An 11773-nucleotide genomic window follows, 5' to 3' on the forward strand; every position below is an offset into this window, starting at 1 on the left:
CCTACCGGATCATCCGGACACCGTCGGCGAGTCCGGGGCGCTCACATCGAAGTTCGTACCCTTCTGAGTCAGCAGCGCCACCAGCACCCGGGCTTTTCGATCGATCTGCTCGGGACTCCCCCAGCGCACCGTCACCCCGCCGCCGAGCTGCAGCTGGATGTCGTCGTACGAGTGCACGAGAACGGCCCCGGCCCGCTGGCGCACGTCCGCCGGCAGGCCGGCGGCCACCGCCACGGCGCCCTGCACCAGCTGCGGACGGCCGATCACCGACTCGACGTCCAAGGCCTGCTGGCTGAGCTTCAGCTCGACCACCGGCACCCCCTCCGGGGCGGCCGGCTCGGTGGCGAAGCTCACGCCGCCCGCGTCGACCTGGGTGAACTGCCCGTCCTCGCCCTTGACCACGGCCACCGCCGTGCGCTGGGCGACCTTCACCCGCAGGGTGTTCGGCCAGCCGCGCCAGACCTCCGCCCGCGCCACCCGGGGGATCGCCTCCACCCGTCGGCGGGCCTCGTCGAGGTCCACCCGGGCCAGCGGGCCGGACCCGACCCCGCCGATCGCCGAGCGGACCTCGTCGGCCGTCAGCCGGTCGTCCCGCATCCCCTGCACCGAGACCGAGCGCACTTCCAGCACCGAGGAGAGGAACACCAGCCAGGACAGCGTGCCGAGGAGCACCACCGTCAGCGCGCCCAGCACCACCGTCCCCCGCCGGGAGAGCCGGAGCCGAGGAGCGTACTCCTCGGCCTCGAACTCCTCGTCGAGGGGATCGGCGAGCCGGGCGTCAGCCACGACGGCGGCCGCCCCGGGCGGCCTCGATGGCCTCGTAGACCATGCCGACCAGCAGGTCGTCGGCGTCCCGGCGGCCGAACTCGGCGGCGGCCCTGCTCATGTCCCACAGGCGCTGCGGGTCGGTGAGCACCGGCAGCACGTTCTGCAGCACCCAGTCCGAGGTCAGCTCGGCGTCGTCGACCAGCAGGCCGCCGCCGGCCTTGACCATCGGCTGGGCGTTCAGCCGCTGCTCGCCGTTGCCGATCGGCAGCGGCACGAACGCGGCGGGCAGGCCGACCGCGGCCAGCTCGGCCACCGTCATGGCGCCGGCCCGGCAGAGCATCATGTCGGCCGCCGCGTAGGCGAGGTCCATCCGGTCCAGGTACGGCACCGGGCGGTACGGCGGCATCCCGGGGATCTCGTCCACCTGCGGCAGCTCGTTCTTCGGGCCGACCGCGTGCAGGATCTGCACCCCGTACTGCTGGAGCCGGGGGGCGATCGCGGCGATCGTCTCGTTCAGCCGGCGGGCGCCCTGCGAGCCGCCGGAGACCAGCAGGGTGGGCAGCCGCTGGTCGAGGCCGAAGTAGTGCCGGGCCTCCGGGCGGGCCGCGTTGCGGTCCAGGGTCGCGATGGTCCGGCGCAGCGGGATGCCGATGTACCGGGAGTCGCGCAGCTTGCTGTCCGGCGTGGAGACGGCGACGAAGTCGCTGTACCGGGCGCCGATCTTGTTGGCCAGCCCGGGCCGGGCGTTGGCCTCGTGCACCACGATCGGCACACCGGCCCGCTTGGCGGCCAGGTAGGCGGGCATCGCGACGTAGCCGCCGAAGCCGACCACGGCGTCCGCCTTGACCCGCTCGATGATCTCCTGGGCGGCCCGGACGGTGCCGCGCAGCCGGCCCGGGACGGTGATCAGCTCGGGGGTGGGCTTGCGGGGCAGCGGGACGGCCGGGATCAGCTCCAGCTGGTAGCCGCGCTCGGGGACCAGCCGGGTCTCCAGGCCGCGCTCGGTGCCGAGGGCGGTGATCCCGACGGACGGGTCATGCCTGCGGAGGGCGTCCGCGAGGGCCATGGCCGGCTCGATGTGACCGGCGGTCCCCCCGCCGGCGAGTACGACATGCACCGAAATTCACCGCTCCCTGCGTGCCGGCCCGCTGGCCGGGCGCGCTGTGGTTCGTCGTCGTGGCAGCACCCGGGCCAGCTGCTTCCTGATCCGGGAGTTCTTGCTCCGGGCGGCCAGGGCCGCCTTCGCGCCCGAGCTGCTGCGTGCCAGGCAGAGCAGCACCCCGATCGCGGACATGGCCGACAGCATGGCGGAACCGCCGTAGGAGAACAGCGGGAGCGGGACGCCCGCGATGGGCAGCAGTCCCAGCGCCGACCCCAGGTTGATCACGGCCTGCGCCATGATCCACGTGGTGGCGGCTCCCGCGGCGTACCTGACGAAGGGATCCTTCGTGCCGATGGCCACACGGATACCCGCGTAGCCTAGTGCCGCGAAGAGACCGATCACCGACAGCGTCCCCACCAGACCCAGTTCCTCGCCGGTGGTGGCGAAGATGAAGTCGGTGTGCGCCTCCGGCAGCTGGCCCCACTTCTCCACGCCGGCGCCGAGTCCGGAGCCGAACAGACCGCCGAGGCCGAACGAGTAGACGCCGTGCAGCGCCTGGAAGCAGGCGCCGGCCGGGTCGAGCTTGGTCACGCCGATGCAGGAGAGCCGCTCGGCGCGGTGCGGGACGGTGACCACCAGGGCGGTGCAGACCACGACGGCCACGCCCAGGGTGGCGACGAACAGCCGCATCGGCGCGCCGACCATCCACAGCAGGCCGAACAGCATCGCCACCAGGATCATCGTGGTGCCCATGTCGCCGCCGAGCATGATCAGCGCGAGCAGCAGCAGGGTGCCCGGCACCAGCGGGACCAGCAGGTGCTTCCACTGGTCGAGCATGCCGGTCTTGTGCTTGCGCGCCAGCAGGTCGGCGCCCCAGAGCACCAGGGCGAGCTTGGCGAACTCCGACGGCTGGAACTGGAACACGCCGAAATCCAGCCAGTTCCGGTTGCCGTTGACCTCCATGCCGATGCCCGGGATCGCGACCAGCACCATGGCGCCGATCACCGCGAACATCACCGGGTAGACGATCACCCGCAGCACGGCCACCGGTACCAGGGCGAAGCCGAGCAGCAGCGCGAAGCCGAGCACCACCGCGAGCAGCTGCTTGTAGAAGTAGAACTGGGTCGAGCGGTGCTGGCCGAGCGCGAGGATCTGCGAGGCCGAGAAGACCATCATCAGCCCGAGCACGACCAGCAGCAGCGCCGTGCCGGCGATCAGCAGGTAGGGCGTGAGCGGCCGGTCCAGGGCGTACCGCGCGCGGGCCCGGAAGGCCTGCAGACGGGCCACCGGACCGGCCGACTTGTAGGCGGTGGTGGTGGCCGAGATCACCCGCAGGGGCTCGGCCGGGCGGCCCTTCTCCGGCGCGCTCGAACCGCCCGCCCTGCCGCTCCCGGCCACGCTCCGCTCTCCTTCTGTCGTGCCTCGTTCGCCTCCGCGCCGCTCACGAGGCGGGACGCGGCAACGGTGGCCGGAGCCCGTCCGCGTCCCTACCGGTCCGCCAGCTCCCGGACGGCCGCGGCGAACAGGTCGCCGCGCTCGCCGTAGTTGGTGAACATGTCCATCGAGGCGCAGGCCGGGGCCAGCAGCACCGTGTCACCCGTTCGGGCGAGCGACGCGGCCGCACGGACCACCTCGGTCATCGCCACCGCGCCAGTCTGGCCCTCGACCGCCTCGATCACCGGGACATCCGGCGCGTGTCGCGCCAGCGCCTCGCGGATCAGCGCGCGGTCCTCGCCGATCAGCACGGCGGCCCGCAGCCGTTCGGCGGCGCCCCGGGCCAGGTCGTCGAAGGTCGCGCCCTTGGCCAGGCCGCCGGCGATCCAGACGATCGGCCGGTACGCGGCGAGCGAGGCCGCGGCGGCGTGGGTGTTGGTCGCCTTGGAGTCGTCGACGTACGTGACGCCGTCGACCACCGCGACCTCGGCGATCCGGTGCGCGTCCGGGCGGAAGGCCCGCAGCCCCTCGCGGACGGCCTTCGGCTCCACGCCGTAGGCGCGGGCCAGCGCCGCGGCGGCGAGGGCGTTGGCGATGTTGTGCGGGGCCGACGGGAACACGTCCTCGACGGAGCCCAGCTCGGCGGCGTTCTTGGCCCGGTCGGCCACGAACGCGCGGTCCACCAGCAGGCCGTCGACCACGCCGAAGCTCGACGGGCCGGGCGCGCCGAGGCCGAAACCGATCGCCCGGCAGCCCTCCTCGACGTCCGCCTCGCGGACCAGCGCCTCGGTGGCCGGGTCGGCCAGGTTGTAGACGCAGGCGACGACGTTGCCCTCGTAGATCCGGCCCTTGTCGGCGGCGTACGCCTCCATCGAGCCGTGCCAGTCGAGGTGGTCGGGCGCCAGGTTGAGCACGGCCGCCGCGTACGGGCGCAGTGAGGGCGCCCAGTGCAGCTGGTAGCTGGAGAGCTCGACGGCGAGCACGTCGTAGGGCTCCTCGGCGAGCACCGCGTCCAGCACCGAGACCCCGACGTTGCCGACGGCGGCGGTGCGCCGGCCGGCGGCGGTGAGGATCGAGGCGAGCATCTGGACGGTGGTGGTCTTGCCGTTGGTGCCGGTGACGGCCAGCCAGGGGGCGGGCTCGCCGGTGGCGGGCAGCGGCCTGCGCAGCCGCCAGGCCAGCTCGACGTCGCCCCAGACCTCGACTCCGGCCTCGGCGGCCGCGGCGAACAGCGGGCTGCTCGGCGGCCAGCCGGGCGAGGTGACGACCAGCCGGGTGCCCTCGGGCAGGGTGGCGCCGTCGCCGAGGCGGACGGTGACGCCCTGGGCCTCCAGCTCCGCGGCGCGGGCCCTCAGGCCCTCGCCGGAGCCGCCGTCCACGACGGTGACGTGCGCGCCGAGGCCGTGCAGGACGCGGGCGGCGCTGATGCCGGAGACGCCCAGCCCGGCGACGGCGACCGGGAGACCGGCCCAGTCCGGGCCGGTCGGTTCGGCGGCGGTCATCCGGTCACCCATCCCGCGTAGAAGAGGCCGAGGCCGACGGCCACGCACAGGCCCTGGATGATCCAGAACCGGACCACGACCAGGACCTCGCTCCAGCCCTTGAGTTCGAAGTGGTGCTGCAGCGGGGCCATCTTGAACACGCGCTTGCCGGTCATCCGGAACGAGCCGACCTGGATGATCACCGAGAGGGTGATGATCACGAAGAGGCCGCCCAGCAGGACGAGCAGGATCTCGGTGCGCGAGCAGATCGCCAGACCGGCCAGCGCGCCGCCGAGGGCCAGCGAGCCGGTGTCGCCCATGAAGATCTTGGCGGGCGAGGTGTTCCACCACAGGAAGCCGAAGCAGGAGCCCATCAGGGCCGCCGCGACCACCGCGAGGTCCAGCGGGTCGCGGACGTCGTAGCAGTTGGAGGTGGCCGAGGCCACGTAGGCGCAGCTCTGGCCGTACTCCCAGACGCCGATGAAGGTGTAGGCGCCGAAGGCCATCACCGAGGCGCCGGTGGCCAGGCCGTCCAGACCGTCCGTCAGGTTGACGCCGTTGGAGGTGGCCGCGATCAGGAAGTACGCGAAGATGACGAACAGCACCGGGCCGATCGCCCACTCGAAGTCCCGGACGAAGGACAGGTGCTCGGAGGCCGGGCGGCGGCCCGCGTTGTCGGGGAACTGCAGGGCCAGGACCGCGAAGGCGAGGCCGACGATCGACTGGCCGGCCAGCTTGGCCTTGGCCCGCAGGCCCAGCGAGCGGCGCTTGACGACCTTGATGTAGTCGTCGAGGAAGCCCACCAGGCCCAGACCGGTGGTCAGGAACAGCACCAGCAGCCCGGAGGCGGTCGGGCTCTCGCGCGTTATCGCCTTGGTGGCGAAGTAGGCGACCAGGGTCGCCAGGATGAACGCGATGCCGCCCATGGTGGGCGTGCCCTTCTTGCTGTGGTGCGCCTTGGGGCCGTCGTCGCGGATGTACTGGCCGTAGCCCTGCCGGGCGAGCAGCTTGATCAGCGCGGGGGTGCCGGCCAGCGACAGGATCAGGCCGATCATGCCGGAGAAGAGGATCTGCTTCATTACTCGGCCGCACCGTCCGCGAGGAGGGCCTCGGCCACCTTCTCCAGCCCCACCGAACGGGAGGCCTTCACCAGCACCACATCCCCCGGCCGCAGCTGACTGCGCAGCAGCTCGACCGCCGCGTCCGCGTCGGACACCAGCACCGACTCCTCACCCCACGAACCTTCGTTCCTCGCGCCCAGTTCCATGCAGGCCGCCTCGCGTCCGCCGACTGCCACCAGCTTGGTGACGTCCAGCCGGACGGCGAGCCGTCCGATGGCGTCGTGCTCGGCCAGGCTGTCCTCGCCGAGCTCCCGCATCTCGCCGAGCACCGCCCAGGTGCGGCGGCGCTCCGGGCCGCGCCCCCCCATCGAGATGAGCGCCCGCAGCGCGGCCCGCATCGAGTCGGGGTTCGCGTTGTAGGCGTCGTTGACGACGGTGACACCATCGGCCCGGTCGACGACCTCCATGCGCCAGCGGGACAGCGCACCCGCCTGGCTCAGTGCTTCGGCGGTGTCGTCGACGGTCATCCCGAGCTCCATCGCCACCGCGGCGGCGGCGAGGGCGTTCGAGACGTGGTGCTCACCGTACAGGCGCAGCTGCACGGGTGCGGAACCGGCCGGGGTGCTCAGCGTGAAGGATGGACGTCCCGTGGAGTCCAGGCGAACATCCTGTGCCCGGACGTCGGCCTCCGCGGACTCGCCGAAGAACACCACCTTCGCCCTGGTGCGCGCGGCCATGGCGCGCACCAGGCGGTCGTCCGCGTTGAGGATCGCCGCGCCGTCGGCGGGCAGCGCCTCGACGAGTTCGCCCTTGGCCTCGGCGATCGCCTCCTGGGAGCCGAACTCGCCGACGTGCGCGGTGCCGACGTTGAGCACCAGGCCGATCCGGGGCGGGGTGATCGAGGTGAGGTACTCGATGTCGCCCTTGTGCCGGGCGCCCATCTCCAGCACCAGGTGCCGGGTGGCGTCCTCGACCCGCAGGGCGGTCATCGGGTGCCCGATCTCGTTGTTGAGCGAGCCGGGCGGGTAGACGGTGTCGCCCAGGCGCTCCAGCAGCTGGGCGATGAGGTCCTTCGTGCTGGTCTTGCCGGCCGAGCCGGTCAGCGCGACCACGGCGGCGTCGGAGCGGCCCACGACGGTGCGGGCCAGCTTGCCGAGGGCGTCCACCACGCTGTCGACCAGCACGGTGGGCCCGCCGACCGGGCGGGAGGCCAGCACCGCGACGGCGCCGGCCCCGACCGCGGTGGCCGCGTAGTCGTGGCCGTCCACGTGCTCGCCGACGAAGGCCGCGAACAGCCCGCCGGGGCGGACCTTTCGGGAGTCGACCTCGACCGGGGCCGTCACCAGGGCGCCGGGGTCGGCGCCGGACAGGGTTCCCCCGACTGCGGCGGCCACCTCGGCGAGGGTCAGTGCGATCACGACTGCTCTACTCCTCCGGTGCCCCGGGCGGCCGTGGTCCGCGCGATGGATTCGCGCAGCACCTCCCGGTCGTCGAAGGGGCGGATCTCGTCTCGTACGTACTGGCCGAGCTCGTGGCCCTTGCCGGCCACCAGCACGGTGTCGCCGGCCTGGGCGCGGGCGACCGCCAGCTCGATCGCCTCGGCGCGGTCGGGCACGACCAGGACGGCGCCGCGCTCGGCCTCGGGCACCGCGGCGGCGCCGTTCAGCATGGTGGCGAGGATCGCCAGCGGGTCCTCGCTGCGCGGGTTGTCGCTGGTCAGCAGAGCGGTGTCGGCCAGGCGGGCGGCGATGCCGCCCATCGGGGCGCGCTTGTGCGGGTCGCGGTCGCCGCCGCAGCCGACCACCACGTGCAGCCGGCCCTTGGTGACCTCGCGCAGCGAGCCGAGGACGGCCTCCAGGGCGTCCGGCTTGTGCGCGTAGTCGACCACCGCGACGTACGGCTGGCCCGCGTCCACCCGCTCCAGCCGGCCGGGCACCCCGGGGACGGCGGCGACACCGGCCACGACCCGCTCCAGCGGGAGCCCGGCGGTGGCGAGCACGGCGATCGCGGCCAGCGCGTTGGCGACGTTGAACGGACCGGGCAGCGGGACGGAGGCGTCCGCCTCGGCGCCGTCGGGGCCGAGCACCCGGAAGGTCGAGCCGATCGGGCCGAGCTGGACGTCCACCGCGCGCCAGTCCGCCTCGGGGGCGCCGGTGGCGGAGAAGGTGGCGACCGGGATCTTCGCCTCGGCGGCGAGCCGGCGGCCGTAGGCGTCGTCCAGGTTGACCACGCCGGCCTGGGACTTGCCGGGCTGGAAGAGCCGGGCCTTCGCCTGGAAGTAGTCCTCCATGTCCGGGTGGAAGTCGAGGTGCTCGGGGGTGAGGTTGTTGAACAGCGCGACGTCGTAGGCCACGCCGTCGGTGCGGCCGTAGACCAGCGCGTGGCTGGAGACCTCCATGGTCACCGCGTCGGCGCCGCGCTCGCCCATCACGGCGAGGATCGCGTGCAGGTCGGTGGCCTCGGGGGTGGTCCGCTCGCTCTTGATCCGCTCGTCGCCGACCCGCATCTCGACGGTGCCGATCACACCGGGGTGGCGGTCGGCGCCGCGCAGGCCGCCCTCGACCAGGTAGGAGGTGGTGGTCTTGCCGTTGGTTCCGGTGAGCCCGATCATCAGGAGCCGCTCGGACGGCCGGTCGTAGACGGCGGCCGCGAGCTCGCCCATCCGGGCGCGGGGCCGGTCGACGACCAGCAGCGGCAGGCCGGTGCCCGCCGCCAGTTCGGCGCCGGCCGGGTCGGTGAGCACCGCGACCGCACCGGCCTCGGCGGCCTGTCCGGCGAACGAGGCGCCGTGGTGGTTGGCGCCCGGGAACGCCACGTACACGTCGCCGGGTCGGACCTCGCGGGCGTTGTGGGTGACGCCGGTGACCTCGGGCCCCTCGACGGGGTCGAGGCCCAGCAGGCGGGCGACCTCGGCGAGCGGACGGGCGCCGGTCCGGACGGGGCGGGGCGGGCTCACGGTGATTTGATCGGGTTTCGGCACGGCGGAGAGGCTATCCGCCGAAGGGCGTCCAGGGCCAAACCGGCCCTTTTCCGCACCGGCGGCCGCACCCGCCCGGTCGTTGCTCATGGTCGATCACGGCTTCCACTCGACGGGCAGGTTGGGCGCCTCGCTGCCGCTCGGCGGGACCTGGAGGGTCTTGAGGGTGAACTCCATCACCTGCTTGAAGACCGGACCGCACAGCTGGCCGCCGAAGTGGCCGTTGACCGGGTCCTGGATCACGCAGGAGACGGTGACCCGGGGCTGGTCGGCCGGGGCGAAGCCGATGAAGGAGGCGGTGTACCCGCGGTAGCCGCCGACCTTCGGGTCCACCCGGTTGGCGGTCCCGGTCTTGCCGGCGACCCGGTAGCCCGGGATCGCGGCCCTGCCGCCGGTGCCCTGCTCGTCGGAGACGACCGACTCCAGCATCTCGGTGAGGGTCTTGGCGGTCTGCTCGCTGACCACCCGGGACTGCTCGGACGCCGGGGACCGGGTGTACTTGCCGTCCGGCGCAGTGGTGCCCTGGACCACGCTGGGCGCCACCCGGACCCCGCCGTTGGCGATGGTCGAGAACACCGAGGTCGCCTGCAGCGCGTTGACCGACAGGCCCTGGCCGAACGGGATGGTGTACTGCTTGGACGCCTTCCAGTCCTCCGGCTTGTCGAGCAGTCCGGCGGTCTCGCCGGGGAAGCCCAGGCCGGTCTGCTGGCCGATGCCGAACTTCCGCAGGTAGTCGTAGAGCACCCGGTTCGCCTCGGGCTGGGTGGCGCCGAGGGTCTGGGCGGCCTCGATGGTGCCGATGTTGGAGGACTTGGCGAGCACGCCGGCCAGGGTCAGGTACCAGGTCTCGTGCTCGATGTCGTCCTTGAACGCCACATCGCCGCGGACCAGCGGGTACGGCACGGTGACCTTGGTGTCCCAGGTGGCCTTGCCGGTGTCCAGGACGGCCGCCATGGTCATCAGCTTGGCGGTGGAGCCGGGCTCGTAGGCGTCCTGCAGGGCGGCGTTGCCGAGCTCCGAGTTCTTGGCGGTGCTCAGGTCGTTCGGGTTGAAGCCGGGCGAGGTGGCCATCGCCAGCACCTCCCCGTTCCGCACGTCCTGGACGATCACGTAGCCCTTCTCCGCCCCGGCGTTGGCGACCTGGTCGGTGATGGCGCGCTGGGCCGCCCACTGGATGTCCCGGTTGATGGTCAGCCGCAGGTCGGTGCCGGGCACGGCGGGGTCCAGCGAACCGCCCGCGGTGGGCACCAGCCGGCCGCCGGCCTGGGCGTAGCTGCTGCGGCCGTCCTTGCCGGCCAGCAGCTTCTGATACTGCTGCTCCAGCCCTCCGGCGCCCTCGCCCTCGGCGTTGACGAAGCCGACCAGGTTGGCGGCCAGTCCGTCGGACGGGTAGACCCGCTTCTGGGTCTCCCGGTTGAAGACGCCGGCCAGCGGGTTGACGCACTCGTTGTCCACCCGGGTGCGGCCGCCCTCCTCGGCGGGCTTGTTCAGCAGCCGCTTCTGGGCCTGGCAGGCGCGCGAGCCGGCCTGCTTCTCCAGGCCGGACTTGAGGTCGCTGATCTGGTTCTTGACGTCCGGGCTCTGCTGGGCGGCCAGCCGCTTGTAGCGGGACTTGGGGGTGTGCAGATCGGCGGCGATCTTCTCCTTGGGCACGCCGAGGATCGGCGCCAGCAGCGCCGCGGCCTGCTCCGGGGCGTCGGGCAGGCCGGTCGCCTCCGGGGTGAACATCGCCGGGTCGGCGGTGATGTCGTAGGCGTCGACGGTGGCGGCCAGGGCGACGCCGTCGGAGGACGTTATCGAGCCGCGCTCGGCGGTGATCGGGATGTTCAGGTAGCGGTTGGTGTTGGCGTCGGCGGCCAGCGCGTCGGAGTCCAGCAGCTGGAGCTGGACCAGCCGCCCGGCGAAGATCGAGAACACCACCGAGAGCGCGATGGTGATCACCCGCAGGCGGCGGCGCGGATCGGCCAGCCGGATCCCCCGGGAGGCGGGCCGGCGGGCCGGCGGGCGGCGCTGCGGGCGCAGCCGGGGGGCCGGCGGGCGGCCGTCGGAGCGGCGCTGCTGCGGGGCGCCCGCGGGGCGGGGCCGGACGCCCTGCCCCTTGGCGGCCGACTGCTTGGCGGGCTGCGGTGCGGCGGGCTGCGCCTTGGGACCTTGCGGCCGGGGGCTCTGCGCCCTGGGCGGCTGGGCCTTGGGGGCCTGGGCCTTCGGGTTCGGCGCCTTCGGGCTCTGGGCACGGCCGGCGGACTGTCCGCGCGGGGCGTCCGGACGCGGCGCGGCGCCCTTGACGGGCCGGCGCCCGCCGGCACCGCCGCCGGAGGGCTGACGGGGCGTGCTCATCGGCCGGCACCCCCGCTCGCGTGCGGCGACGGCTTCGCCGTGCCCGGGTTGACCTGGACGGTGACGTCGCCGCCCGACACCGGACCGGTCGGCGGGGCCGCGGCGGGCGGCGGCGGGGCGGCCGGAGCCGTCGCCGCCGGGGTCGGCTGACCGCTGGGCTGGGCGCCCGGCGCGGGCTGCGTCCCGGGCCACGGTTCCGCGGTGGACCGTTTCACCGGCGGGCTGTCCTGGGCCGCCTTGGGCGTGCCGACCACCGCGCCGCCGTTCGGCACGTCGAGGAAGGCCATCCCGCCGCCGGGCACCATGCCCAGCTCGGCGGCCCGGCGGGCCAGCGCGTCCGGCGCGGAGTTCTGGTCGATCTGGTGCTGCAGCCCCTGCTGCTCGTCGGTCAGCACCGTGGTCTGCCGCTGCAGTCGGGACAGCTCGAAGGAGCCCTCGTTGAGCGCGGTGTTCAGTGCCAGCAGTCCGAGCAGCCCGGCTCCGAGCAGCAGCACCACCAGCACCGCGAACGGCGTGCGCCCCCGCACCGGCCGACCCGGGCGCACGGTGATCCGCGCCCTGCCGCTCTGCCCGGGGAGCACCCGGCCCCCCGCCCCGCCTCCGGCCACCGGCC

At 73.6% G+C, this 11773-nt stretch carries 9 protein-coding genes; all 9 read right to left on the minus strand.

Annotated elements, in window-relative coordinates; translation table 11 throughout:
- Positions 1-9 precede the first annotated feature (9 nt).
- Entirely contained in the window at positions 10-786 is a 777-nt protein-coding gene (locus tag ACFC0B_RS09010) for a cell division protein FtsQ/DivIB (protein WP_376084052.1), read from the minus strand.
- Complete coding sequence (gene murG / locus ACFC0B_RS09015; protein WP_376084054.1) at positions 779-1885, minus strand: undecaprenyldiphospho-muramoylpentapeptide beta-N-acetylglucosaminyltransferase; 1107 nt, start codon at positions 1883-1885, stop codon at positions 779-781. Before murG ends, ACFC0B_RS09010 begins: the two co-directional genes overlap by 8 nt.
- A 6-nt stretch (positions 1886-1891) precedes the next feature.
- On the minus strand, positions 1892-3268 hold the full coding sequence (ftsW, locus tag ACFC0B_RS09020) for a putative lipid II flippase FtsW (RefSeq protein WP_376084056.1): 1377 nt from the start codon (positions 3266-3268) through the stop codon (positions 1892-1894).
- 89 nt (positions 3269-3357) lie between these two features.
- Complete coding sequence (gene murD / locus ACFC0B_RS09025; protein WP_376084058.1) at positions 3358-4806, minus strand: UDP-N-acetylmuramoyl-L-alanine--D-glutamate ligase; 1449 nt, start codon at positions 4804-4806, stop codon at positions 3358-3360.
- Positions 4803-5864 carry a phospho-N-acetylmuramoyl-pentapeptide-transferase gene (mraY, locus tag ACFC0B_RS09030; RefSeq protein ID WP_376084060.1) on the minus strand — a complete coding sequence of 354 codons (1062 nt, stop codon included), beginning with the start codon at positions 5862-5864 and terminating at the stop codon, positions 4803-4805. The genes murD and mraY overlap by 4 nt, the downstream gene beginning before the upstream one ends.
- Positions 5864-7264 carry a UDP-N-acetylmuramoyl-tripeptide--D-alanyl-D-alanine ligase gene (gene murF / locus ACFC0B_RS09035; RefSeq protein WP_376084061.1) on the minus strand — a complete coding sequence of 467 codons (1401 nt, stop codon included), beginning with the start codon at positions 7262-7264 and terminating at the stop codon, positions 5864-5866. Before murF ends, mraY begins: the two co-directional genes overlap by 1 nt.
- The gene (locus ACFC0B_RS09040; RefSeq protein WP_376084063.1) at positions 7261-8913 is read right to left on the minus strand and encodes a UDP-N-acetylmuramoyl-L-alanyl-D-glutamate--2,6-diaminopimelate ligase; all 1653 of its coding nucleotides are present in this window, start codon (positions 8911-8913) and stop codon (positions 7261-7263) included. Before ACFC0B_RS09040 ends, murF begins: the two co-directional genes overlap by 4 nt.
- A 6-nt stretch (positions 8914-8919) precedes the next feature.
- A complete protein-coding gene (locus ACFC0B_RS09045) occupies positions 8920-11160 on the minus strand; it encodes a penicillin-binding transpeptidase domain-containing protein (protein ID WP_376084065.1) in 2241 nt (746 codons plus the stop codon).
- Complete coding sequence (locus ACFC0B_RS09050) at positions 11157-11687, minus strand: hypothetical protein (protein ID WP_376084067.1); 531 nt, start codon at positions 11685-11687, stop codon at positions 11157-11159. Before ACFC0B_RS09050 ends, ACFC0B_RS09045 begins: the two co-directional genes overlap by 4 nt.
- Between the last annotated feature and the right edge of the window lie 86 nt (positions 11688-11773).

The sequence above is a fragment of the Kitasatospora sp. NPDC056184 genome (assembly GCF_042268405.1).
GTDB lineage: Bacteria > Actinomycetota > Actinomycetes > Streptomycetales > Streptomycetaceae > Kitasatospora.